General features: G+C 71.8%; 23 protein-coding genes. 14 read left to right on the top strand and 9 right to left on the bottom strand.

Annotated features, from left to right (window positions below; translation table 11 throughout):
* Positions 1-44 precede the first annotated feature (44 nt).
* The 3 genes from grpE to O7629_RS26815 all read left to right on the top strand — a co-directional run bounded on the left by grpE (position 45) and on the right by O7629_RS26815 (position 2,872).
* Complete coding sequence (grpE, locus tag O7629_RS26825) at positions 45-998, top strand: nucleotide exchange factor GrpE (protein WP_278172687.1); 954 nt, start codon at positions 45-47, stop codon at positions 996-998.
* Between the two features lie 181 nt (positions 999-1,179).
* Complete coding sequence (gene dnaJ / locus O7629_RS26820; protein ID WP_278172686.1) at positions 1,180-2,397, top strand: molecular chaperone DnaJ; 1,218 nt, start codon at positions 1,180-1,182, stop codon at positions 2,395-2,397.
* 7 nt (positions 2,398-2,404) lie between these two features.
* The gene (locus tag O7629_RS26815; RefSeq protein ID WP_278172684.1) at positions 2,405-2,872 is read left to right on the top strand and encodes a MerR family transcriptional regulator; all 468 of its coding nucleotides are present in this window, start codon (positions 2,405-2,407) and stop codon (positions 2,870-2,872) included.
* Here O7629_RS26815 and O7629_RS26810 read toward each other — a convergent pair.
* The gene (locus O7629_RS26810; protein ID WP_278172683.1) at positions 2,869-5,001 is read right to left on the bottom strand and encodes an MMPL family transporter; all 2,133 of its coding nucleotides are present in this window, start codon (positions 4,999-5,001) and stop codon (positions 2,869-2,871) included. The genes O7629_RS26815 and O7629_RS26810 overlap by 4 nt on opposite strands.
* A 75-nt stretch (positions 5,002-5,076) precedes the next feature.
* Here O7629_RS26810 and O7629_RS26805 point away from each other — a divergent pair, with 75 nt between their 5' ends.
* On the top strand, positions 5,077-5,730 hold the full coding sequence (locus O7629_RS26805; protein ID WP_278172682.1) for a TetR/AcrR family transcriptional regulator: 654 nt from the start codon (positions 5,077-5,079) through the stop codon (positions 5,728-5,730).
* 43 nt (positions 5,731-5,773) lie between these two features.
* Here O7629_RS26805 and O7629_RS26800 read toward each other — a convergent pair whose 3' ends face one another.
* The 3 genes from O7629_RS26800 to O7629_RS26790 all read right to left on the bottom strand — a co-directional run bounded on the left by O7629_RS26800 (position 5,774) and on the right by O7629_RS26790 (position 8,060).
* The gene (locus O7629_RS26800) at positions 5,774-6,205 is read right to left on the bottom strand and encodes a hypothetical protein (protein ID WP_278172681.1); all 432 of its coding nucleotides are present in this window, start codon (positions 6,203-6,205) and stop codon (positions 5,774-5,776) included.
* 117 nt (positions 6,206-6,322) lie between these two features.
* Positions 6,323-7,552, bottom strand: a complete 1,230-nt coding sequence (locus tag O7629_RS26795) for a cation:proton antiporter (RefSeq protein ID WP_278172678.1) — start codon at positions 7,550-7,552, stop codon at positions 6,323-6,325.
* Between the two features lie 7 nt (positions 7,553-7,559).
* Complete coding sequence (locus O7629_RS26790) at positions 7,560-8,060, bottom strand: cation:proton antiporter regulatory subunit (protein WP_278172676.1); 501 nt, start codon at positions 8,058-8,060, stop codon at positions 7,560-7,562.
* A 271-nt stretch (positions 8,061-8,331) separates the two neighbouring features.
* Here O7629_RS26790 and clpB point away from each other — a divergent pair, with 271 nt between their 5' ends.
* The 6 genes from clpB (at position 8,332) to O7629_RS26760 (ending at position 14,601) form a co-directional block, all read left to right on the top strand.
* The gene (clpB, locus tag O7629_RS26785) at positions 8,332-10,923 is read left to right on the top strand and encodes an ATP-dependent chaperone ClpB (protein WP_278172674.1); all 2,592 of its coding nucleotides are present in this window, start codon (positions 8,332-8,334) and stop codon (positions 10,921-10,923) included.
* A 159-nt stretch (positions 10,924-11,082) separates the two neighbouring features.
* A complete protein-coding gene (locus O7629_RS26780) occupies positions 11,083-11,853 on the top strand; it encodes a hypothetical protein (protein ID WP_278172672.1) in 771 nt (256 codons plus the stop codon).
* 85 nt (positions 11,854-11,938) lie between these two features.
* Positions 11,939-12,730: an SDR family oxidoreductase gene (locus tag O7629_RS26775; RefSeq protein ID WP_278172670.1), complete on the top strand. Its 792-nt coding sequence runs from the start codon at positions 11,939-11,941 to the stop codon at positions 12,728-12,730.
* 154 nt (positions 12,731-12,884) lie between these two features.
* On the top strand, positions 12,885-13,424 hold the full coding sequence (gene pyrE, locus O7629_RS26770; protein ID WP_278174692.1) for an orotate phosphoribosyltransferase: 540 nt from the start codon (positions 12,885-12,887) through the stop codon (positions 13,422-13,424).
* Between the two features lie 58 nt (positions 13,425-13,482).
* On the top strand, positions 13,483-13,860 hold the full coding sequence (locus O7629_RS26765) for a metalloregulator ArsR/SmtB family transcription factor (protein ID WP_123606510.1): 378 nt from the start codon (positions 13,483-13,485) through the stop codon (positions 13,858-13,860).
* 78 nt (positions 13,861-13,938) lie between these two features.
* Entirely contained in the window at positions 13,939-14,601 is a 663-nt protein-coding gene (locus O7629_RS26760) for a class II aldolase/adducin family protein (RefSeq protein WP_278172669.1), read from the top strand.
* A 77-nt stretch (positions 14,602-14,678) separates the two neighbouring features.
* On the opposite strand, the gene O7629_RS26755 is transcribed toward O7629_RS26760, so the two are convergent.
* The 4 genes from O7629_RS26755 to O7629_RS26740 all read right to left on the bottom strand — a co-directional run bounded on the left by O7629_RS26755 (position 14,679) and on the right by O7629_RS26740 (position 20,025).
* Positions 14,679-15,617, bottom strand: a complete 939-nt coding sequence (locus O7629_RS26755) for a DUF368 domain-containing protein (RefSeq protein WP_278172666.1) — start codon at positions 15,615-15,617, stop codon at positions 14,679-14,681.
* A gap of 25 nt (positions 15,618-15,642) precedes the next feature.
* On the bottom strand, positions 15,643-18,210 hold the full coding sequence (locus O7629_RS26750) for a polynucleotide kinase-phosphatase (protein ID WP_278172664.1): 2,568 nt from the start codon (positions 18,208-18,210) through the stop codon (positions 15,643-15,645).
* Positions 18,207-19,727 carry a 3' terminal RNA ribose 2'-O-methyltransferase Hen1 gene (locus O7629_RS26745; protein ID WP_278172662.1) on the bottom strand — a complete coding sequence of 507 codons (1,521 nt, stop codon included), beginning with the start codon at positions 19,725-19,727 and terminating at the stop codon, positions 18,207-18,209. Before O7629_RS26745 ends, O7629_RS26750 begins: the two co-directional genes overlap by 4 nt.
* 82 nt (positions 19,728-19,809) lie before the next feature.
* Positions 19,810-20,025, bottom strand: a complete 216-nt coding sequence (locus O7629_RS26740; protein WP_123606506.1) for a hypothetical protein — start codon at positions 20,023-20,025, stop codon at positions 19,810-19,812.
* Positions 20,026-20,164: 139 nt separating this feature from the next.
* On the opposite strand from O7629_RS26740, the gene O7629_RS26735 reads away from it, so the two are divergent.
* The 3 genes from O7629_RS26735 to O7629_RS26725 all read left to right on the top strand — a co-directional run bounded on the left by O7629_RS26735 (position 20,165) and on the right by O7629_RS26725 (position 22,360).
* Entirely contained in the window at positions 20,165-20,548 is a 384-nt protein-coding gene (locus O7629_RS26735; RefSeq protein WP_123606505.1) for a phage holin family protein, read from the top strand.
* 144 nt (positions 20,549-20,692) lie between these two features.
* Positions 20,693-21,718: a class II fructose-bisphosphate aldolase gene (fbaA, locus tag O7629_RS26730; RefSeq protein ID WP_278172660.1), complete on the top strand. Its 1,026-nt coding sequence runs from the start codon at positions 20,693-20,695 to the stop codon at positions 21,716-21,718.
* A gap of 123 nt (positions 21,719-21,841) precedes the next feature.
* Positions 21,842-22,360 carry a hypothetical protein gene (locus O7629_RS26725; protein WP_278172659.1) on the top strand — a complete coding sequence of 173 codons (519 nt, stop codon included), beginning with the start codon at positions 21,842-21,844 and terminating at the stop codon, positions 22,358-22,360.
* 13 nt (positions 22,361-22,373) lie between these two features.
* Here the strand turns inward: O7629_RS26725 and O7629_RS26720 are convergent, their stop codons facing one another.
* Positions 22,374-23,618 carry a hypothetical protein gene (locus O7629_RS26720; RefSeq protein WP_278172658.1) on the bottom strand — a complete coding sequence of 415 codons (1,245 nt, stop codon included), beginning with the start codon at positions 23,616-23,618 and terminating at the stop codon, positions 22,374-22,376.
* 230 nt (positions 23,619-23,848) lie between these two features.
* Here O7629_RS26720 and O7629_RS26715 point away from each other — a divergent pair, with 230 nt between their 5' ends.
* Positions 23,849-24,277, top strand: coding sequence for a DUF3151 domain-containing protein (locus tag O7629_RS26715; protein ID WP_123607410.1), 429 nt, complete (start codon positions 23,849-23,851; stop codon positions 24,275-24,277).

The raw sequence follows: 24,277 nt of genomic DNA, 5'->3' as shown, positions 1-24,277 counted from the left end.
GCGATGATCTTCCCTCGAACTGCCGCACGGAGCGAGGTAGCCACATGACGGAGAAGTCACGGGCCGCTGACCCGACCGGCAGCGGTACGCCGAGGCGCCGCTCGGCACCGGCCGGGCAGGCGGACGGTGATTCCACCGAACGCCTGGTGATCCGGGACAAGCGTCGGATCGACCCGACCGGGACGCGGCCCCGGACCGCGCGGCACGCGGCGGCCGAGCCGACGGGTGCGGCACCCCCCACCGACCATCGTCCGACCGGGCGGCACGCCCGGTCGGGCATGGAGGAGGAGCCAGTGAGCGGGAAAGCCGACGACAGGTCCGCTGACGGGCCGGCCGCCAGCGACACCGGAAAGGACGAGCCGACCCGGTCCGCGACCGAAAGCCGGTCCGCGACGAGCAGCGGGTCCGCGACCGGCACCGGGGCCGGCACCGACCGGGCCGTTCAGCCCGACTCGTCGGACGCCGCCGTCGTCGACGAGCCGGTGGTCGGCGAAGTGGTGGAGCCGGCACCGGAGTCGGACGCCGAGGAGGCGGCCGGGGGCGTAACCGGTTCCGGTCCGCTCGGCGCCGAGCTGGAGGCGCTCCGCGCCGATCTCGACGAACGCACCCGCGACCTGCAGCGGGTGACCGCTGAGTACGCCAACTATCGCAAGCGGGTCGAGCGGGACAAAGGGGTCGCCGCCGATCAGGCCACCGGTGCGGTTCTCGCCGCGCTGCTGCCGATCCTGGACGACCTGGACCGGGCGCGGGAGCACGGCGACCTGGTCGGTCCGTTCGGCGCCGTGGCCGAGCAACTCGGCGCGGCGCTGGGCAAGTTCGGGCTCACCGGCTTCGGTGAGAAGGGCGACCCGTTCGATCCCACCCAGCACGAGGCGGTCGCGCACCTGACCTCCGCCGAGGTCACCGAACCCACCTGCGTCGACGTGATGCGGCGGGGCTACCTGCTCGGGGACCGGCTGCTGCGGGCGGCACTGGTCGCTGTCGCAGACCCGGAATGACCGCCGCCGGTGGTCCACCGGCGCACATCACGGCCGGCGGCGGGACGCGGAGTGCGTCCCGCCGCCGGCACCGCGGTACCGGCGGCCGCGCGTGGGCCGGGCCCGCAGTGGTCGGCCGGTCGTCCACCTGGCACCAGGGCGGTCAGGGTCGGGGTCCGGTGACGGACAGGAGGAGGACAGGGTGAGTTCCAAGGACTGGCTGGAAAAGGACTTCTACGCCGTGCTGGGGGTGCCCAAGACAGCCTCCGCCGACGAGATCAAGAAGGCGTACCGCAAGCTGGCCCGCGAGTTGCATCCCGACCACAACCCCGGCAACTCGGCCTTCGAGGAGCGGTTCAAAGCGGTGTCGGAGGCGTACAACGTGCTCGCCGACGATCGGCGGCGCAAGGAGTACGACGAGATGCGCTCGCTGTTCGGCTCGGGTGCGTTCCGTCGGGGAGCGCGTGGCGGCGGGCCGGGCTTCGACCCGGCCGACCTGTTCGGCGGCTTCGCTGGTGCCGGCGGTGCCGGCGACCGTCGGTTCGGCGGGGCCGGGTTCTCCGACATCTTCAGCTCGATCTTCTCCGGCGGGGGCGGGGGCGGGATGCGTACCCGTGGACCGGCCCGTGGCCGCGACGTCGAGGCCGAGGTGGTGCTGGACTTCGGCGCCGCCGTACGCGGCACGACGTTGCCGCTGAGCCTGCGGGCACCCGGGGTGTGCGACACCTGCCACGGCAACGGTGCCAAGCCAGGCTCGGTGCCGAGGACCTGCCCGACCTGTGCCGGGTCCGGGCTGACCACCCGCAACCAGGGGTCGTTCAGCTTCTCCGAGCCATGCCGTGACTGCCAGGGGGTGGGCACGATCGTCGACGAGAAGTGCCCGGAGTGTCATGGCTCCGGTGGGGTGACCAAGACCCGGACGCTGAACGTCCGTTTCCCACCCGGCGTGGCGGACGGCCAGCGGATCCGGTTGGCCGGGCGGGGCGAGCCGGGCGACCGGGGTGGCCCGGCCGGTGACCTGTACGTGCTGGTCAAGGTCCGCAACGACGAACTGTTCGGGCGGACCGGCGACGATCTCACGTTGACCGTGCCGATCACCTACGCCGAGGCGGTGCTCGGCACCGACCTGCGGGTCCCGACCATGGACGGGGCGGTCACCTTGCGGGTGCAACCGGGTACGCCGAGTGGGCGTACCTTGCGGGCGCGTGGCAAGGGCGTGCCCCGCCGGGACGGCACCACCGGCGATCTTCTGGTGACCGTCGAGGTCGTCGTTCCGGCTACCGTGGACGAGTCGGCACAGGCCGCCCTGCGGACCTTCGCGGAGCACACCCCCGCTGCCGACCGGGAACGTCTCGCCGCCCGGCTGCGTCGCAACGAGGAGCAGGCCGCCGGGTCGCCGCGAGGGACAGACGGGAGGTGAGTGAGGGGTGGACGAGGAGCTGCTGATCACGTTCGAGGCCGCCTCCGACGCCAAGGTCCTGATCATCTCGGTGGCGGCGCGGATGGCCGGCATGCATCCGCAGACGCTGCGCCAGTACGACCGGCTGGGCCTGGTACAGGCCGGCCGGGCGGCCGGCGGCGGCCGCCGGTACAGCGTCCGGGACGTGGTGCTGCTGCGCGAGGTTCAGCGGCTCAGCCAGGACGACGGCGTCAACCTGGCCGGCATCAAGCGGATCATCGGGCTGGAGCAGCTCGTCGGCGACCTGCAGCAGCAGGTTGACGGGTTGCGCGCCGAGCTGGCCGAGGCGTACCAGCGGATCGCCGAGCTGGAGTCGGTCGGCCCGTACCCGCGACGTGACCTGGTCCCGACCAGCCGCACCTCGACCGCCCTGGTGGTGTGGCGGCCCCAGCGCCGGGACCGGCCGGCCCGCCCAGGTTCCGAGCAGACCGGCTAGCCGGTCCTGCGGACCGGCCACCAGGCGCGGTGACCGAGCAGGCTCAGCACCGCCGGGGCGAGCACCACCCGGATCACCGTCGCGTCGATGACCACGGCGGTGGCCAGCCCGATGCCGATCATCTTGACCAGGGTGTCGTCGATCCACACGAAGCTGAGGAAGACCACCGCCATTATCGTCGCCGCAGCGGTGATCACCCGACCGGTGCCGGCCAGCCCGGCCACCACCGCCGCACCCGCGTCGCCGCTGCGGCGGTACTCCTCGCGGACGGCGGAGAGCAGGAACACCTCGTAGTCCATCGACAGTCCGAACAGCACGGCGAAGAGCAGCATCGGCACCACGGACATGATCGGCACCGGGCGGTCGACACCGATCAGCCCCAGTCCCCACCCCCACTGGAAGATCACCACCAGTACGCCGTACGCGGTGCCGATGGACAGCAGCGCCAGCACGGCGGCCTTGGCCGCGATCAGCGGTGCCCGGAACATCGCCACCAGCAGCAACCCGGCCGCGATGATCACCGCGAGCACCACCCAGGGCAGCCGGTCGGCGACTGCGTCCGCGATGTCGATCATGAACGCGGTGGTGCCGGCGATCAGCACCTCGGTGCCGTACCGGTCGAGCGTCGCCGGGCCGATGTCGGACCTGACCCGGTGCACCAGGTCGGCCACCCGGTCGTCCTGGGGCGCGTACCGGGGCACCACGGTGAGCAGCGCGACCTGACCGTCGGCGCTGAGCTGGGCCGGGGTGACCAGTTCGACCGCCGGGTCCGCGGCGAGTCGGCGGGCGAGACCGTCGGACGCATCGGCTGCCTCCGTCGCCGACAGCGCCGCCGGGACTGGTACGGCGAGCACCAACGGCCCGTTCCAGCCCGGCCCGAAAGCGGCGGCCACCCGGTCGTACGCCTGCCGCTGCGGCCAGTGCGCCGGCTGGTTGCCGTCGTCCGGGGTGCCGAGCCGCAGCGTGAACACCGGTGCGGTGACGACGAGCAGCAGCAGGGTCGCACCGACGGCGTACGCCAGCCGGTGGCGCTCGACGTGGCGGCCCCAGCGTGGCCAGCGGGATCCGGCCATCTGGTCGCGGGGACGTCGGCGGAGCCGACCCGCGTCGACCCGGCCGCCGAGCAGCCCGAGGACCGCCGGTAGCAGGGTCAGCGCCGCGGCCATCGTCGCGGTCACGGTCAGCGCGCCGGCCAGCCCCATCGCCCCGACGAACGGGATGCCGGTGAACAGCAGCCCGAGGATCGCCACCACGACCGTACCGCCGGCGAACAGCACCGCGTGCCCGGCGGTGCCGGCGGCCCGGCCGGCGGCGGTGACCGGGTCGGTGGTCCCGTCGGCCAGGGCCGCGCGGAACCGGGTGACGACGAAGAGCGCGTAGTCGATGCCGGCGCCCAGGCCGAGCATCACCGCGACGATCGGTGCCGAGCTGGGGATGTCCACCGCCGCTGCGGCGATCAGCACCAGCGCGGTGCCGGCCGCGAGGCCGACCAGGGCGACCAGGATCGGCAGTCCGGCCGCGACCACCGAGCCGAAGGAGACCAGCAGCACCACGGCGGCGGCGGCCAGGCCGACGAGTTCGGCGCTGCCGGTGGTCGGCTCGAACGCCACGTCGACGACCAGGCCGCGAAAATCCACGTCGATGCCGGCGGCGCGGGCCGGCGCGACCGCCGCGTCGAGTCGCTGGTACGCCGTCGGGCCGAGCTCGCCGGCGTGCCGGTCGTAGCGGACGGTGCTGGTGGCGGTGCGACCGTCCGGGCTGAGCAGCCCACCGGAGGTGGGGTCGGTGGCGTCGGGCAACGGGTTGTCGGCGTCGACGACGGACGGCTGCTCACGGATCGCCCCGATGGCGGCGGTGATCGCGGCGGCGCGATCGGCCTCGCGCAGGTCACCGTCGGCGGCGTGCCAGACGATCTCGGCGCTGTCCGCGCCGTACGCCGGAAAGTGCCGTTGGATCAGGTCGGCGGCGCGTTGCGACTCGGCGCCGGGCACCCGGAAGTCGTTGACGAAGCTGCCGCCGGCGAGCTGGCCGATGCCGACGAGGGCGAGGGCGACCAGCAACCAGGCCGCGATGGTGTGCCAGGGCCGGGCGGCGCAGGCCTGGCCGAGTCGTTCCAGCGTGCGTTCCATGCCACCAGCATGGCTGCAGTCAGTGCAAAATTGCAACAAGTGAAGTTAAGTTGGCTTGCGGCGTAAGGTGTCTGCATGCCGACCGAACCGGGCCTGCGGGAGCGCAAGAAGGAACGCACCCGGGCGGCACTGATCGAAGCGGCGGCCGACCTGTTCGACCGCAAGGGCTACGACGAGACGACCGTCGCCGAGATCGCCGCCGCCGCCGAGGTCTCCACCCGGACCTTCTTCAGCTACTTCCGGACCAAGGAAGAGGTCCTCTTCGCTGACAACGCCGAACGCCTGCGCATCGCTCAGGCCGAGATCCGGCTCCGGCACCCCGGCGAAAGCCCGGCTGACGTGCTGCTGCGTACCGCCCAGCGGATCTTCGCCACCAGCACCTTCTCGAACCAGCTGTTCGCCCGGCTGGCGCCGGTCCGGGTCCGGATGATCCTGGCCAGCCCGGCGCTGCAGGGCTACGCGCTACGGCTGCTGCTCAGTGGACAGACCGAGCTGGCCCGCGGGCTGCACGAATCCTTCCCGGACGAGCTCGACGAGGTCACCGCCGCGGCGATGGTCGGATCGTTCGTCGGCGCGCTGGTCGCGGTGATGATGCAACTCCTCGCCGACCTGCCCGAACCGGAGCAGGCGATCCTGGTCGACCAGGATCAACTGCTGGCCGGGCTGCAGCGGGCGATGCAGGTCACGATCGCGGGACTCGCCGCCACCAGTGGCCCACCCGGAGCCTGACGGTCCGGCAGGCGCTCAGCTCAGCCGGCGGGACTCGCGGATGCTAGCTCAGCCGGCGGGACTTGCGGACCAGGCCGCCCTCGCACCAGTCGTGGTAGTCGAACAGCTGCGGCTTGGCCAGCAGCACCCGGGTGTTGTGCGCCCAGACCGACATCAGCTCGTCGCCGTCCTGCTCAGCCTGCTCGACCAGCTTGCGCAGCCGCCGTTTCGGGTGGGCGCGGAAGTTGGTCCGGATGCCGTCCGCCGCGTAGATGTAGAGGCAGTGCAGCGCGAACCGGCGGGCCGGACAGGTCGAATCCATCGCCAGGTCGAACAGCGTGGTGATCAACCGGTCACCGGAGACGAGCAGGTCCCAGTCCTGCGGCATCGACTGCAGCGGGACCGAGTCCGGCTGGTACGCCCAGGCGCGCAGCTCGGCGGGCGACGGATCCACCGGGTTGGCGAAGCCGCGGAACGCCGACTCTTGCACGCTCAACGGGGACCCTCCCGTTCGCGGCCGACAGGGCACAGCTGGCCCCGGGCCTACCACTAGCTACTGCCGCGCCACGGTAGCGTGTCGGAGGGTGATCGGGGAAGTCCCTGGTTGTGCCATTCACGAAGCCGGTACGTGTTGGTCCGCTTCCGCCGGGTGATCTCCGCTGGCCGCGACGGGTACCCGTCGCCCCCGCAGCCGACGCTTGAACCAGCGGGAATCCGGAATCCTGGCCAGCACCGGTCCGGTCACCACGGTGATCAGCACGTACGCGGTGGCCAACGGCGCGAGCGCCGGCTCGATACCGGAGCTGGCGACCGCCAGGCCGGCGATCACGATGGAGAACTCCCCACGCGGCATCAGCGCCAGCCCGGCCCGCCACCGACCGGGAGCGGCGATTCCGGCCCGCTTGGCGGCCAGGTAACCGGTCAGCACCTTGGTGCCCATCGTCACCACCGCCAGCCCGAGGGCCGGCAGCAGCACCGGCGGGATGTCCCGGGGGTCGGTCACCAGCCCGAAGAAGACGAAGAAGACCGCGGCGAACACGTCCCGCAGCGGGGTGAGCAGTTCGGTGGCGCTGTGCGCCACCGGCCCGGACAGCGCGATGCCGACCAGGAACGCACCGACCGCCGCGGAGACCTGCAGTTCGGCGGCGATCCCGGCGACCAGCAGGGTCAATCCGAGTACGCCGAGCAGCAGCGCCTCCGGGTCGCGTACCGACAGCAGAGCGGAGATCTGATGGCCGAACCGGACCGCGACCAGCAGCACGACGGTCACCGTGGTGACCGCCACCGCGACCGCGACGCTGCCGGCGGCGAGCCCGGCGCCGATCAGCACCGCGCTGAGCACCGGCAGGTAGAACGCCATCGCCAGGTCCTCGACGACCAGGATCGACAGGATGACCGGCGTCTCCCGGTTACCCAGCCGGCCCAGGTCGCCGAGCATCTTGGCGATCACGCCGGACGACGAGATCCAGGTGATCCCGCCGAGCACCACGGCGGCGGTCGGCCCCCAGCCGAGCAGCAGGGCGAACGCGACCCCGGGCAGCGCGTTGAGCAGCGCGTCGATCAGGCCGGCCGGTGCCGCCCGGCGCAGGTTGCCGATCAGCTCGCTCGCCGAGTACTCCAGCCCGAGCATCACCAGCAGCAGCACCACGCCGATCTCCGCCCCGACGGCGAAGAAGTCCTGGATGTCGTGCAGCGGGAGCAGCCCGCCGTGACCGAACAGCAGCCCGGCGAGCAGGTAGAGCGGAATCGGGGACAGCCCGTAGCGCCGGGACAGGCGGCTGAGCAGCCCGAGGAGCAGCAGCAGCGCGCCGAGTTCGATCAGCAGCAGTGCGCTGTCGTGCATGGCCGGGTCAGCCGGCCGGGTCGTCGTTGGCCAGGATGCCGCCGACGCCGTCCAGCCCGGACCTGGTACCGACGACCACCACCACGTCGCCGGCGGCGAACCGGAACTCCGGCCCGGGGGAGGCGAGCACCTCCCGGTTGCGCAGCACCGCCACGATCGACGCCCCGGTACGGGTCCGCGTCTTGGTGTCGCCGAGGGTACGGCCGACGAACGGCGAGCCGGCCGAGATCGGTACCTGCTCGGTGAGCAGCCCGGCGGCCTGGTCGCGCAGCCCGGCGAGCTGGCTGAGCATCAGCGACGCGCCGAGGATGTCGGCGAGCGCCTCCGCCTCGTCGTCGGTCAGCGGGATGTCGGCGTCACAGGCATCCGGATCGTCCCGGTCGTAGAGGACGAGGTCCCGACGCCCTGACCGGTGACTCACCACGCCGATCCGTCGGCCTGACTCGGTCATCAGGTCGTGGCGTACCCCGATGCCGGGCAGGTCGACCTGTTCCACACGTGCGCGCACACCGTCCACGCTACGCCGTCGCGGAGCGACCGGCCGCGCCGGTTCCGGTCAGACTGAGGTAACGGGTGCGTGAGCGACGGGAGGCGGCAGATGCGAGATCGGGTACGCAGGCCCGCGACGACGGTCAGCCGGCGGGCTCTCCTGCTGCCGGCCGGACGGTAGCCCGGTGGGGTAGGGCTTTGGCGGTCGACTCGTCGAACGGAGTTGAGTGGAATAGACTCAAGTTTGGTGGCGTCCTTACCCGTGGACCACCTGCCGTACAGGGGAGCACATGAACGCCGAACGTCTGACCACCAAGAGTCGCGAAGTCATCACCGCCGCGGTCGCCATCGCCAACCAGCGGGGCCACGCCACGGTCGAACCGTGGCATCTGCTGCTCTCCCTGCTGGACACCGGCGGCTCGACCGCCGCCGGGCTGCTGCGGGCCGTCGGCGCCAACCCGGTGGAGATCCGCCGTTCCGCCGTACGGACCGTGGAGAACCTGCCCGCCGCCCGTGGCTCCAGCGTCGCCGAGCCGAGCCTGTCCCGCGAGTTCGCCAACGCGATCGGCGCGGCCGAGCAGATCGCCCGCCCACTCGGCGACGAGTACACCTCCACCGAGCACCTGCTCGCCGGCCTGGCCCGGGTCGGCGGCGCGGTCGCCCAGTTGCTCAAGGACGCCGGAGCCACCGAGGAGAACCTGGTCGCCGCGTTCCCGTCGGTGCGCGGCGGCGACCGCCGGGTCACCACCGCCGACCCCGAGCAGACCTACCAGGCGCTGGAGAAGTACGGCGTCGACCTGACCGCCAGCGCCCGGGACGGCAAGATCGACCCGGTGATCGGCCGGGACGCCGAAATCCGCCGGGTGATCCAGGTACTGTCCCGGCGTACCAAGAACAACCCGGTGCTGATCGGCGAACCCGGCGTCGGTAAGACCGCGATCGTCGAAGGACTCGCCCAGCGGATCGTCGCCGGCGACGTACCGGAATCGCTGCGTGACAAACGGCTGGTCTCGCTCGACCTCGGCGCGATGGTCGCCGGCGCACAGTACCGGGGGCAGTTCGAGGAGCGGCTCAAGTCCGTCCTGGAGGAGATCAAGAGCTCCGACGGCCAGGTGATCACCTTCCTCGACGAGCTGCACACCGTGGTCGGTGCCGGCAAGGGCGAAGGCTCGATGGACGCCGGCAACATGCTCAAGCCGATGCTGGCCCGCGGCGAGCTGCGGATGGTCGGCGCGACCACCCTCGACGAGTACCGCGAACACATCGAGAAGGACCCGGCGTTGGAGCGCCGCTTCCAGCCGGTGCTGGTCGGCGAGCCGACCGTCGAGGACACCATCGGCATCCTGCGTGGGCTCAAGGAGCGCTACGAGGTGCACCACGGCGTACGGATCACCGACGCCGCACTGGTCGCCGCCGCCGGCCTGTCGGACCGCTACATCACCGACCGGTTCCTGCCGGACAAGGCGATCGACCTGGTCGACGAGTCCGCCTCCCGGCTGCGGATGGAGATCGACTCCCGGCCGGTCGAGGTCGACGAGATCGAGCGGGCCGTACGCCGGCTGGAGATCGAGGAGATGGCGCTGGCCAAGGAGCCCGACCCCGGCTCGGCGCAGCGGCTGGAGCGGCTGCGCCGGGAGCTGGCCGACAAGCGCGAGCAGCTGACCGCGCTCAGCGAACGCTGGCAGCTGGAGAAGGGGCACATCACCCGGATCTCCACCGCCCGCGAGGAGCTGGAACGCCTCGGTGGCGAGGCCGAGCGGGCCGAACGCGACGGTGAGCTGGAGCGCGCCGCCGAGCTGCGGTACGGCCGGATCCCGGCGCTGCAGGGCGAGCTCGCCCGCGCCGAGACCGAGCTGGCCGCGCTGCAGGCCGACGGCGCGATGCTCAAGGAGGAGATCGGCGCGGACGACATCGCCGCTGTCGTCGCCGCCTGGACCGGCATCCCGGCCGGCCGACTGATGGAGGGCGAGACCGCCAAGCTGCTGCGGATGGAGTCCTCGCTGGGCGCCCGGGTGGTCGGCCAGGCCGCCGCCGTCACCGCCGTCTCCGACGCGGTCCGCCGGGCCCGCGCCGGCGTCGCCGACCCGGACCGGCCAACCGGCAGCTTCCTCTTCCTCGGCCCGACCGGCGTCGGCAAGACCGAGCTGGGCAAGGCCCTGGCCGAGTTCCTCTTCGACGACGAGCGGGCCATGGTCCGCATCGACATGAGCGAGTACGCCGAGAAGCACTCGGTGGCCCGGCTGGTCGGTGCCCCACCCGGTTACGTCGGGTACGAGGAGGGCGGTCAGCTGACCGAGGCGGTACGCCGTCGGCCGTACTCGGTGATCCTGCTCGACGAGGTGGAGAAGGCCCACCCCGACGTCTTCGACGTGCTGCTGCAGGTGCTCGACGACGGTCGGCTCACCGACGGGCAGGGCCGTACGGTGGACTTCCGCAACGCGATCCTGATCCTCACCTCCAACCTCGGCTCGACGCTGATCAACGACCTGACGTTGACCGAGGAGCAGCGCCGCGACGCGGTGCTGGCCGTGGTCCGGGCGCACTTCAAGCCGGAGTTCCTCAACCGGCTGGACGACATCGTGGTCTTCGCCATGCTCAGCGGCGCCGAGCTGCGGTCGATCGTGGACATTCAGCTGGACCGGATGCGGCGCCGGCTGGCCGATCGGCGACTGACCCTGGACGTCGACGACACCGCGCGGAGCTGGCTGGCCGAGCACGGGTACGACCCGATCTACGGGGCCCGGCCGCTGCGTCGACTGGTCCAGTCGGCGATCGGTGACCAGCTGGCCAAGGCGCTGCTGGCCGGCGAGATCCGTGACGGCGACACCGTACGGGTGCAGCTCGCCGACGACAAGGAAGGGCTGGCGGTGCAGGCCGGCTGATCGTCGTCGATGCAGTCCGGTTGAGTGACGTCGATCTCCCGGCCCGTCGGCGCGGGCCGGGTTCGGCGGTGAAACACGAGGTCGACGCGGCGTCGTTTGCCCCATGTGACTGGCGGGGTACCGCTACGGTGATCTTCCGAAGCTTCGGGAAGGAGAGCCGTGTCGGATCCGAATCCGGCCGCGCCACCGGTCAAGGCGCGGCCGAGCACCGTCACCATATCGAGTTACCTGCTGTTCCTGATCGCCGCGCTGCAACTGGTCGGCCTGATCGTCGCGCTGTCGGTAATGGGCACGATGCAACAGGTCTACGAGGACGCCTACGCCGGCACCGACATGGAGGCCGTCAGCACCTTCACGACGATCTCCCTGATCGCCGGCGCGATCTTCGGCCTGCTGATCGCCGCCGGCCTGGTGGTGCTCGCCTTGCTCAACAACCGGGGCAAGAATCCGTCCCGGATCGTCACCTGGGTGCTCGGCGGCATCTTCCTCTGCTGCTCCGGGGGCGGGCTCGCGCTCGGCGCGGCGGGCAGCGCGCTGCCCACCGGCCCGACCAGCACCGACCCGAACATGCCGGACCCGGCGCAGGTGCAACGGGATCTGGAGGCCGCGCTGCCCGGCTGGTACGAGCCGGTCAACCTGTTGCTCGGCGTCGTGACCGTCCTGGCCCTGCTGGCCGCGTTGATCCTGCTGGCGCTGCCGCCGTCGAACGACTTCTTCCGTAAGCCCGCCGTGGCCTGGGAGCCGCCGGTGCCGGGCGGCGGGTACGGCGTACCGCCGATGCCGGGCGGCAGCTACCCGAGCTACCCCGCCGCTCCCGGCACACCGCCGGCTGCCGGCCCACCGCCGACGGCCACCCCGCCCGGTCCGCCGCCGACCCCTGGCGCGCCGCCGGAGAACCCGCCGGGCAACCCCCCGCCGCCGACCAGTTGACGACCAGTCGATGACCGGGTCGGTCCGCCCCGTGCGGACCGACCCGCCGGTACGGGGAGACCCGGTCCTCGTAGGAGGTGACGACGTGGGGGACAAGCCTGCCCTGCGTACCGCACTGGTCACCGGGGCCACTGCCGGCCTCGGTGCCAGCTTCGCCCGTCGGCTCGCCGCCGACGGGTACCGGCTGGTGCTGGTCGCCCGTGACCGGCAGCGGCTCACCACGTTGGCGGACGAACTGGCCGACCGGCACGGCGTGACCGTCGAGGTGCTCGACGCCGACCTGGCTACTGACGGTGGAGTGACTGCCGTGGCCGACCGGCTGCGGTCCGTTGACGCACCGGTCGACCTGCTGGTCAACAACGCGGGCATCGGCCTGAACCGGTCGTTCCGGCGCACCGACGAGGCGGACGAGCTGCGGCTGCTGCGGCTCAATGTGGAGGCGGTGCTGCGGTTGACGCATGCCGTCCTGCCCGGCATGGTGCAACGCCGACAGGGCAGAGTGATTAATGTCTCGTCGGTGGCAGGCTTTGGTCCGTTAGCGGCTGGTTCGACCTATTCGGCGAGCAAGGCCTGGGTGACGAACTTCAGTGAGTCGATCGACATGTCGGTCCGCCACCTCGGGGTGCGGGTGATGGCGTTGTGCCCGGGCTACGTCCGCACCGAGTTCCACGAACGCGCCGGCATCCGGACCTCCGGCTCGCCGACCTGGCTGTGGCTGCGGGCCGACGACGTGGTCTCCGATGGTCTGCGGGACCTGGCCAGGGGGCGGGCGGTTAGTGTCCCGGACTGGCGCTACAAGGCGCTCGCCACTGTGGTGCGTCACGCTCCGCATGGACTGCTCCGGTTAGCCGCCGGCCGGCCGAAGGGTCGCGAGTGAGCCGGAGAGCGTACCAGCGTGCCCGTCGAAACGCTTCCTGCTGCCGTGACCTGGAGTTTTGTGGTGTATGGGCAGCTAGCGACGTGGATGGCGTTATCGGCGAGTTGCCGGGCCGGCGGATGGGGACCCAGTGACGGGCAGTACTCTTTGTGACATGGGCGACCGCGACGACCTGCGCAAATTCATCACTGATCTGGCCGTGGTGCACGGCAGGGTGGTGCTGTCGTCAGGTCGCGAGGCTGACTGGTACGTCGACCTGCGGCGAGTGACGTTGCACCACGCCGCCGCACCGCTGGTGGGACGGGTGCTGCTCGATCTCACTGCGGACTGGGAGTACGAGGCGGTTGGTGGCCTGACGTTGGGAGCGGACCCGGTGGCTCTGTCCATGTTGCACGCCGCTGCGGCGGAGCAACGGCGACTGGACGCCTTCGTGGTGCGCAAGGCCGGCAAAACGCACGGACTCCAGCGACGGATCGAAGGGCCGGACGTGGCCGGCCGGCGGGTGCTGGCAGTGGAGGACACCTCGACGACCGGCGGAAGCGTACTGACCGCTGTCGAGGCGTTACAGGAGGCAGGAGCTGAGGTAGTCGGCGTGGCGGTGATCGTCGATCGTGGGGCCGGTGACGCGGTTCGGGCAGCCGGACTGGCCTATCGGGCCGCCTATACGTTGGCTGACCTCGGCCTTCCGGCCTAAAAGTTTGCCGATTCGGATCTGCTGATATGCAGGCGGATCGATGCTGTTTGGTGGAAGGATGGGTTTCGTGGGAACTGCGTTGGCTGAAATGACCATGCCTCAAATCTCGCCGCTTGCCGGCGAGCCGATCGAACGCGCGGACGCGGAGCGACTCGCTGGAGTCCTCAAGGCGCTCGCCGACCCGGCCCGACTCAGGCTGCTCAGCCTGATCCAGTCGGCGCCGGAAGGCGAGGCCTGCGTCTGCGACCTCACCGCTCCGCTGGGGCTCTCCCAGCCGACGGTGAGCCACCACCTGCGTATCCTCACCGAGGCCGGCTTGCTGGAGCGGGAGAAGCGCGGAGTGTGGGCTTACTACCGGCTGGTGCCGACCGCGATCGCCACGATCGCGGATCTGCTGACCCCGCCGCGTAAGCGCGCCACCAAGAAGGCACGCTGACCTGACGGCACCTTGCCTGGTCGACTCGCGGAGGCGGAGCTGCCAGGCAAGGTGCCCAAGGTTTACGGAGGTCGCCGCGTGACGTACGTCGCTGGCGATCTGCGGGACCAGCTTGCCCACGTCGGCCACGACGTGGTGCGCGCCGGTCTCGTCGTGGGCTCCGGTGGCAACCTTTCCGCCCGCCTGCCGGGCGGCGATGAATGCTGGGTAACCGCGTCCGGCACCTGGCTGGACCGGCTCGTCCCGGCATCGTTCGCCCGGGTGCGGATCGCGGACGGCTGCACGCTGCCCGACGAACCGCAGATCCGACCGACCAGTGAGCTGGCGCTGCACCTGGCGGTCTACCGTGCCCGCCCCGACGTCCGCGCCATCGTGCACCTGCACCCGCAGAGCATGCTGCTGCTGGACGCGCTCGGCGTACCGATCCGGTTGGTCACCACCGACCACGCCTTCTACCTGCGGCGCGTCGTCACCGTGCCGTTCGCGCCGCCCGGCGGACAGCGGCTCGCCCGAGCCGCCGCCGACGCGGCCGCCGACGGCACCAACTGCCTGATCCTGTCCCGGCACGGCTGCTCCGTACTGGCCGGGTCGGTGGAGCTCGCCCACAAACGGGCGGTCAACCTGGAAGAGGCCGCCCGGCTCACCTACCGGGCACTGGCCATCGGTCGGCTCGACGATCTGACGCCGCTGCCGGCCGACTACCTCGACCAGCTGCCGGACGCGGAGCACGGCACCGTCTGACCCGACTGGACCGGACGCCCCGATGAGGGACAGACCGGCCCGCTGGACCGGTCGGCCAACCGGCCGGCGGACTCAGCTCAGTGGTGGGTCGGCAGCTGCGGCGACTCCTCCTGGGTGACATCGACCGCCGCGCGGCGCAACCGGCGCTGCTCGAGGACCACCATCGCGGTGACGATGACGACCCCCAGCACCAGCAGCAAGGCCACCGACAGCACATTGCCGTCGGGGGCGAGCAGCCCGCGCTCCTCGGTCTGCCACGGCCACAGCGCCCGCAGGCTACCGACGATCACCCCGGTCATCACCGCGAGGGTGACCCGCCGGTGGTGCTCCAACAGGTACTGCAGCAGCTTCACGAACAGCGTCAAGCCGATCACCATGCCGGCGGCGAAGACCGCCAGGTAGCCGACGTCGCGGTCGTTGACCGCCTCGATCGTCGGCTCGTAGAGCCCGACGGTCAGCAGCAGGAACGACCCGGACACGCCCGGCAGCACCAGCGCGCAGACTGCGACCGCGGCGGCCAGCAGCACCACCACCGGGTTCGGGTCGATGCTGGCCGACGGCAGACCGGTCAGCACGAACGCCGCGACCCCGGCGGCGACCACCGCGAAGACGTCCCGGCCGCGCCACGGCCGGCCGATCATCGAGACCGGCACCAGCACCGAGGCCAGCACCAGGCCGAAGAACAGCCCCCGAGTGTGCTCCGGGTACTCCTCCAGCATCGGCTCCAGCAGCCGGGCCGCCAGCAGCAGACCGGGCAGCATGCCCAGCGCCAGCGGGATGATCACTCCCCAGTGCACCTGCCGGAACTGCTCCCGGCTGCGCGCCCAGCCCTGCTTACGGGGCACGTCGGTGACTCCGTACCGGACCGCGCTGATCAGGTGCCCGGCCGAGGCGATGAGCCGCTCGTACACGCCGGTGACCAGGGCGATGGTCCCACCGCTGACCCCCGGGACGGCCTCCGCCACCCCGATCGCCGCACCCCGGAACACATGGCCGACACGTTCGCGCACTGACATTTGCAGAACCATACCGGGCCAGTGTTCACAGTCGGGGGTCGACCGGTTCGGACTCGCAGGCGAGCACCGCGAAGACCAACTCGTGCCGGCGCCACAGCGGCGCGCCGGTGGCCAGCAGATCCAGCGCCGCCAGACCGAGCCCGTGCTCGCGCAGCGCCATCGACCGCTTGCGGCCCAACGACCGCCGGCGCAGCTCGGCCAGCCGCTCCGGTTCGGTGTACCCCGGACCGTAGATGATCCGCAGATACTCCCGGCCCCGGCACTTGACGCCAGGCTGCAACAGCCGGCCGGTGCCGCTGCGGGCGGTCAGTCCGGCGTACGGCTTGACCACCATGCCCTCCCCGCCGGCCGCCGTCAGCTCCGACCACCATTCGGTGGCGTCGGCCACCGCCGCGTCGTCGGTCAGGTCGACCACCCGCCGTCGGGTGGTGGTGAACAGCTGCGGATCGGCCGCCACCAGCGCGTCCGCGCACTCCAGATGCCAGCCGTGGTCTCGGTCGGCGTACGAACGGCCGTCGGCGGCCAGCACCGCGAACGGCGCCAGCGTCACCGCGTCCGGATCACCGACGTACGCCCGGTAGGCGTCGGCGTACCGGTCGACGTCGACGGCCCGTCGGGCCAGCCGCTCGCGCAGTTGGCCGACCGGCAGGCCCCGACCGGCGGCGGCGTCGAGCACGTCCAACGCGGCGGGCAGCGCGGCCCGGCCGGCGGCGGCGACGCTGGCGTACTGCTCGCGGATCAGCCCGAGTGCCTTCGCCGACCAGGGCAGCAGTTCGCAGTCGAGTAGCAGCCAGCCGGCCGGCCCGGCGCCGGTGGCCAGCCGCTGCCACAGCCCGGCCGCCTCGGCCGCCGCCCGGATCCGGGCCAGTAGCGCCTCGGTACGCGCGGCCGAGTTGAAGAACGGCCGCCCAGTGCGGGTGTGGACCACCCCGCCACCGGGGCCGAACAGTGGGCCGCCCAATGGGTCGCGGCAGACCAGCACCACCGCCCGGGAGCCCATGTGCTTCTCCTGGCAGACCACCCGGTCGACGCCGGCGGCCCGATAGTCGGCGAACGCCTCCGCCGGATGCTCCAGGAACCCGTCCCGGGTCGACGTCGAGCAGGGCGACATGGTCGGCGGCAGCCAGACCAGCCAGCGGGGGTCCACCGCGAATCGGCTCATCACCTCCAACGCGGCGGCCGCGTTCTCGGCCGGGACCGTCGTGGTGCCGTAGCCGTAGTCGATGTGCCGGCGGCCGGTGACGTCGCGCAGGTCCAGCACGTCGTCGGGGCGGTCGGTGACCGGACCGGTGCCGTCGGCGGCACCCGGCTCGGCCGTCAGCGGCCGGACCGGTGGGTAGTACTCGCGGTCGGCCGGCACCGAGACGAGCTCCCGCGACGGGTAGCGCAGCGCGGTCAGCCGGCCACCGAAGACGCAGCCGGTGTCGACGCAGATGGTGTTGTTCACCCAGTCGGGGCGAGTCGTCGGGGTGTGCCCGTAGACCACGGTGGCGGCACCCCGGTAGTCGCGGGCCCACGGGTAGCGCACCGGCAGGCCGTACTCGTCGGTCTCGCCGGTCGTCTCCCCGTACAGCGCGAAGCTGCGCACCCGGCCGGACGCCCGACCCTGGTATTCGGCCTTGAGCCCGGCGTGCGCCACCACCAGCGCGCCCCCGTCCAACCGATAGTGGCTGACCAGCCCGTCGATGAACCTGACGACGTCGTCGGTGAACTCGGCCGGCTCGGCGGCCAGCTGCTCCAGGGTCTCGGCCAGACCGTGCGACACGGTCACCTTGCGGCCCCGCAGCTTGCGTAGCAGCTTCTGCTCGTGGTTGCCGGGCACGCAGAGCGCGGTGCCGCCCCGCACCATCCCCATCACCAGGCGCAGCACCCCGGGTGAGTCCGGGCCGCGGTCGACCAGGTCACCGACGAAGACCGCGGTACGCCCCTGCGGGTGCCGGGCATCGACCGGTCGACCGGCGTCGTCGCGGTCGATCGTCCAACCCAGCTTCGTCAGCAGCGCCTCCAGCTCGGCGCGACAGCCGTGCACGTCACCGATGATGTCGAACGGCCCGGTGAGCTCCCGCCGGTCGTTGTACAGCCGGGTCAGCCGGATCTCGGCGGCGTCGATCTCGTCGGTGCCGCGCAGCACGAACACGTGCCGAAAGCCTTCCCGGGTCAGCCGGCCGACCGAGCGGCGCAGATCCCGCTGCATCCGGGTGATCACGTGCCGGCCGAAGGTGCGGTCGGCCCGGCCCTGGGTCCGTTCCCAGCAGAGCTGCTCGGGCAGGTCGAGCACCACCGCGACCGGCAGTACGTCGTGTTCCCGGGCGACGGCGACCAGCCCGGCCCGGGCGTGTTCCTGCAGGTTGGTGGCGTCGACCACGGTGAGCCGACCGGCGCGCAGCCGCTTGCCGGCGACGTAGTGCAGCGCGTCGAAGGCGTCCGCCGACGCCGACTGGTCGTTCTCGTCGTCGGCGACCATCGCCCGGAAGGTGTCCGAGGAGAGCACCTGGGTGGCGGCGAAGTGCCGGCGGGCGAAGGTCGACTTGCCGGAGCCGGAGACACCGACCAGGGCGATCAGGGCGAGTTCGGGGATCTCCAGCACGCTCACCGGGCACCCCCGGTGCCCGTGCTGACTGCGCTGGTGCCGTCCGGGCCGGTGCTGTCCGAGCCCGCGCCGTCGCGGGTGAAGACCGCCAGTTGGGTCGGTGGCCCCACGTCCGGATCGACCTCGCCGATCGGCCGGAACCCGACCCGGTAGCCGTACGCCGCAGCGACCCGGCCGGCCCAGTCGGCGAACTCGGCGCGGCTCCACTCGAACCGGTGGTCCGGGTGTCGCAGCGCGCCCGCGGCGAGTCCTTCGTAACGCACGTTGTACTCCACGTTCGGGGTGGTCACCAGCACGGTGCCGGGTCGGGCGTGACCGAAGACCGCTTCGGCCAGAGCCGGCAGCCGGGGCGGGTCGAGGTGCTCGACCACTTCCATCAGTACGGCGGCGTCGTAGCCGCGCAGCCGGTCGTCGCGGTAGGTCAGCGCCGACTGCCACAGCCGGATCCGCTGCTGCTGGCGCGCCGGGAGCCGGTCCAGTCGCAGCCGCCGGGCGGCCAGCTCCAGTGCCCTGGCCGACACGTCGGTGCCGACGATCTCGGTGAACCGGGGCTGGGCGAGTAGTTCGGTGAGCAGCGCACCGCCGCCGCAGCCCAGGTCGAGCACCCGGGTGGCGCCGGCCTCGGCCAACGCGGTGAGCACGGCGGCCCGGCGGGTCGCGGCCAGCGGTCGCGGCCGGACCGCCGCCGGCAGCCCCGCGTCCTCGTCGGCACCCGGGTCGGCGTCGGCACCCGGGTCGGCGTCGGCGAGCCGCAGCTCGGCGGCCCGCGCCTCGGCGAGCCGGTCCTCGGCGCGTCGGGCGAGCACCCGGCGGTGGGCCAGGTAGCGCCGGGTGATCAACCGGCGTTCCGGGTGGCCGGCCAGCCAGCCCTCCCCGGCCCGGATCAGCTTGTCCAGTTCGTCCGGGGCGATCCAGTAGTGCTTGGCGTCGTCCAGCACCGGCAGCAGCACGTACAGGTGGTTGAGCGCGTCGGCGACCCGCAGCGTGCCGGTCAGGGTGAGGTCGACGTAGCGGCTGTCCCCCCACTGCGGGTAGCGCTCGTCCAGTGGGATGGGTCGGGCGGTCACCGTCCAGCCGAGCGGGGTGAACAGGCGCTCGGCGAGAGTCGCGCCGCCCCGGCAGCGCAGCACCGGCACCCGGATGGTCAGCGGCAGGGCGGTGCCGGGCAGGTCGGGGCGGTCCCGGCTCTCCCCGCGCAGCGCGGACCGGAACACCTTGGCGAGCGCGGCGGCGAGCAGGCTGGACGCGGCGTACGGCCGGTCGTTGACGTACTGGCCGAGGGTGAAGCTCTCCGGCATCGCGGCCGTGCGCCGGCCACGGCGCGGGCCGCCGGCGGCGAGGCGTGCCGGGTCAACGTCGAGCAGCAGCGCGGCGGTGCAGCGCTGCTCGGTGGCCTCCGGGTAGAACACGTGCGCGGTGCCGGTGGGTACGTCGAACGACTGCATCCGGTCCGGATGTTTGACCAGCAGGTAGCCGAGGTCGGTGGCGGGCCGGTGGGTCGTCGTCACGGTCATCAGCACCCGGGTGATGGTGCCAGCCGGCCGCCACCGGTCGACACCGGTTATCGCGGATGCGCGGTGGCCGTCGCGCCGTCGTCAGCGGTCAGCGGTAGCCGTCGTCGTCATCGAGGTCGACGATGCGGGACTGCTCGACCGCGTCCCAGTCGTCGACCTCCAGACCACGGTGCACCTCGGGCTGCTGCTCGACCGGGTTGGCCACGACCGACTGCTCGACCGCGTCGTCGGCGGGCGCCTCCGGGTCACGTTCCTCGGGAGCGAGGTGGTCCCCTGGGGCGATGTCCTCGTCCGGGTAGGTCATGTCGCCCTCCGTCCGTCCGTCGTACCGGTGCTCCCACCACGGTACGGGTCAACCGGGGCGCCCGCTGACCACCGTCCAAGATAGGAGGCTTGTCCGTTTTTGTGGCGCGGTGGTTTACTCCGGGTGGCAGGATGGCAGTATGGGATTCCTGATCAGGCTCGCGGTCAACGCGGTCGCCCTGTGGATAACCACGCTGATCGTGCCCGGCATCGACGTCACCGGTGACACCGCGACCAACAACGCGCTGACCCTGGTCATCGTGGCGCTGATCTTCGGACTGGTCAACGCGGTCCTCAAACCGGTCATCAAGGTCGTCGGCTGTGTCTTCTACCTCCTCACCCTCGGCCTGTTCGCCCTGGTCGTCAACGCCCTGCTCTTCCTGCTGACCGACTGGCTGGCGCAACAACTGGATCTGCCGTTCGCCATCGACGGGTTCTGGCCGGCATTCTGGGGAGCGATCGTCATGGCCGTCGTCGGCTGGCTGATCAGCCTGGTCATCCCCGACAAGTACGACCGCCGCTGACCGTGCCCACAGACAGGGCCGATGTCGCCGGGGCGGTACCGCTGCGGGATACTGCCTAACGGAGGACAGCGCGGTCCAGCGCAGTGAGCTGAGCATGGAATCCGGCCCGTCGACGGGCCGAACCGGTACAAAGGAGCGTTCGAGATGCCCATCGCCTCTCCCGAGGTCTACGCCGAGATGCTTGACCGCGCCAAGGCCGGCGCGTTCGCGTACCCCGCCATCAACGTCACGTCCTCGCAGACCCTCAACGCCGCGCTGCAGGGCTTCGCCGAGGCGGAGAGCGACGGCATCATCCAGGTCTCCACCGGTGGTGCCGAGTACCTCTCCGGCCCGACCGTCAAGGACATGGTCAGCGGCTCGCTGGCCTTCGCCGCCTTCGCCCAGGAAGTGGCCAAGAAGTACCCGGTCAACATCGCGCTGCACACCGACCACTGCCCGAAGGGCAAGCTCGACGGCTTCGTCCGCCCGCTGCTGGCCGCCTCCAAGGAGCGGGTCGCCGCCGGTGGCGCGCCGCTGTTCCAGTCGCACATGTGGGACGGCTCCGCCGTACCGCTGAAGGAGAACCTGGAGATCGCCACCGAGCTGCTGGCCGAGGCCGCCGCCGCCAAGGTCGTGCTGGAGATCGAGGTCGGCGTCGTCGGCGGCGAGGAGGACGGCGTCGTCGGCGCCATCGACGAGAAGCTGTACACCACCGTCGAGGACGGGCTGGCCATGGTCGAGGCGCTCGGTCTCGGCGAGAAGGGCCGCTACATGGCGGCGCTCACCTTCGGCAACGTGCACGGCGTCTACAAGCCGGGCAACGTCAAGCTGCGGCCGGAGATCCTCAAGGAGATCCAGGACGCGGTCGGCGCCAAGTACGGCAAGGAGAAGCCGCTCAGCCTGGTCTTCCACGGCGGCTCCGGCTCGCTGCTGGAGGAGATCCGGGCCGCACTGGACTACGGCGTGGTCAAGATGAACATCGACACCGACACCCAGTACGCCTTCACCCGCCCGGTCGTCACCCACATGTTCACCAAGTACGACGGGGTGCTGAAGATCGACGGCGAGGTCGGCGACAAGAAGTCGTACGACCCCCGGGCCTGGGGCAAGGCGGCCGAGGCCGGGATGGCCAAGCGGGTCGTCGACGCCTGCGAGCACCTGCGCTCCACCGGCACCACGCTGGCCAAGTAACACCCACCGAACCACCCGACGCGCGGCCGGTCCCGTACTCCCGGGGCCGGCCGCGCGTCGCCGTCGTACGAACCACACCGGTAGGATCTACCGATTCAGAGTGGTCCGCTGCGGAGGTCGGTCGTGCTCGGCATCGATGGGTACGAGCCACAGTGGTGCCACGACGCCGCGACACTCGCCGCCGCCCACCGGGCCCGGTTCTCCCGCATCATCGGACGCCCGCTGGTCGACACCTGGCTGATGTGGGACCTCGACCTGGACACCTGGTACGCCAACGGCCCGGTCATCCTCGGCTTCGGTGACGTCAACGTCGAGGTCACCCACCGCAAGTTCGACGAATGCGCGATCACCTGGAACCAGGTCGACATGTCCATGCCGCTGGACCTGCCCGGCCTGCGGCTGGACTGGCACAGCGACCGGCACCCGGCACCCCTGCCGGCCCGGGGCCGACCGCTGCGGGCGGTCAACGTGATCGAGCGGATCATGCCGTCGCACTGGCGTCCGCACGTGCTGCACGCCGTCGAGTTCCTCTTCGACGGGGCCCGGTTGGCGGTCCAGAACGCCCTCGACGAGAACGGCCTGTCCGCCGAGCCCGACGTCGAGCTGCCGATCGTCGCCTGGCGCCGCCGCCCCGTCGCCTGACCTGGCTCGCAGGTCAGCTCGATCGGGTGACCTGGTGCGGTACGACCGGCGGCAGCGCTGCGGCGGTGAGCAGCGCGACCGCCTCGTGCACGTCGTCGGTGAGCCGGATCAGCGGGGACAGGTCGCCGGCCGGGGACAGCGCCAGCAGCGGCGCCAGCATCGCCTCGACGGGCAGTGTCTGGGTCCAGAAGGCGCGGTCCAGGAAGACGTACGGGCCGCTGGCCCCGTCGGTGCCGTAGAACGTCTTCGTGGATGCCTGGAACACCTCCTGCACGGTGCCGGCCCGGCCCGGCGCGAACACGATGCCGCCCCGGGCCAGCCGCAGAATGGTGTCCTCCCGGACGGCGTTGCAGAAGTACTTGGCGATCCGACCGGCGAACAGGTTGGCCGGCTCGTGCCCGTACAGCCAGGTGGGGATGGCGAGCCCGCCGGCCCGCGCCCAGCCGGAGCCGCTGTCGTCGGTCACCGCCTCGTCGACCGGGTACCGGTCGCGGACCGCCAGCGCCGCGGCGGTGTACGGCTGCTGGTCGGCGTAGTCCGGCGCGCCGGCCAGCAGGTCGATGGCGTCGGTCAGCTCCTCGGCGTCGCGGCTGCTCAGGTACGCGCCGAGGTTCGCCGCCTCCATCACGCCCGGCCCGCCGCCGGTGACCACCAGCCGGCCGGCCCGGGCCAGCTCCCAGCCGAGCGTGGCGGCCAGCCGGTACGCGGAGGTGCCGCGCGGCACCGCGTGTCCGCCCATCACCCCGATCACCGAGGCCGGCCCGTACCGGTCGATCCAGGCCCGGGTGGCGTCGGTGAGCGCGTTGTCGATGCCGTGGTCGTGCAGCCGCTGGGCCAGCGCCTCGCGGATCTGCGGCTGGGCGCCGCCGTGCCGGCGGAAATGCCGGTAGACCAGGTTGTCGTACATTCCGTCGGCGCCGTGCTCGGCGAACCCGGCGGCCAGGTCGGCCGGGGTGTACAGCCGGGGCGGGTGGCTCGGGTACGGCAGCCCGGCGAACGGCGGGACCACGTGCGCGCCCCGGCGCACCAGCTCCGCTTCCGCCGCCGCCGACGGGAACGAACAGCCCAGGAACAGCGTGTCGGTGAGGTCGATGTCGGTCAGGTCGGGCACCGGCGGCACGTCGAACTGCAGGCCCTGCACGGTCAGCCCGGCCAGGCTGCCGGCGCGCAGATGATGGTCGAGCTCGGCGCGGGACTCCACCTCGTGCGGGGTGGAGTCGTAGTCGCCGGACAGCGCTGCGGGGGGTGGCGTGGGCATTCGGCCATCTTTCCGTACCGCCGCAACCGGCGGGGCGTGGCGCAGCGAAGCCCGGTCACACAGCGAAGCCCGGTGGCACGAGGCCACCGGGCTTCCCAAACCGGTTCCTGGGGAGGCTCCGGACCTCTATTTCTAGTCGAGTACCGGCATCGGCACACCCGCCGCACGCGTGACGAAGGACTCATCCGTTCAGACACCATGTCGCTGCGAATCCAGGTTGAATGGGCAAAATGCAGAACCTGTTGCCCGAACCGCCGGCCACCATGCTGCCCGGCGACGAGCAGGCCGAGGCGGCTCTCGCCGAGGCTGCCCAGGTGGACACCGAGGAGGCGTACGCCGCTGCCGCCGGCCGCCACCCCACCTACAGTCGGGCCTGGGCGGTGCTCGCCCAGCGTGCGTTCACCAAGGGGGAGGTCGTCGCCGCGTACGCCTACGCCCGCACCGGCTACCACCGGGGCCTGGACCAGCTGCGTCGCAGCGGCTGGAAGGGGCATGGCCCGGTGCCCTGGTCGCACCGGCCGAACCAGGGTTTCCTGGCCTGCCTGCACCTGCTGTCCCGGGCAGCCGGGGAGATCGGTGAGAGCGACGAGGCCGCCCGGTGCGCGCAGTTCCTGCGGGACTGCGACCCGGCCGCCGGGGACGCGCTCGCCAGCAGCTGA

Origin of the sequence: Solwaraspora sp. WMMD792 (assembly GCF_029626105.1) — a bacterium.
Taxonomy (GTDB): Bacteria; Actinomycetota; Actinomycetes; order Mycobacteriales; family Micromonosporaceae; genus Micromonospora_E.
The sequence above is the reverse complement of the archived record's forward strand: the minus strand, read 5'-3'. Positions and strand labels throughout refer to the sequence as shown.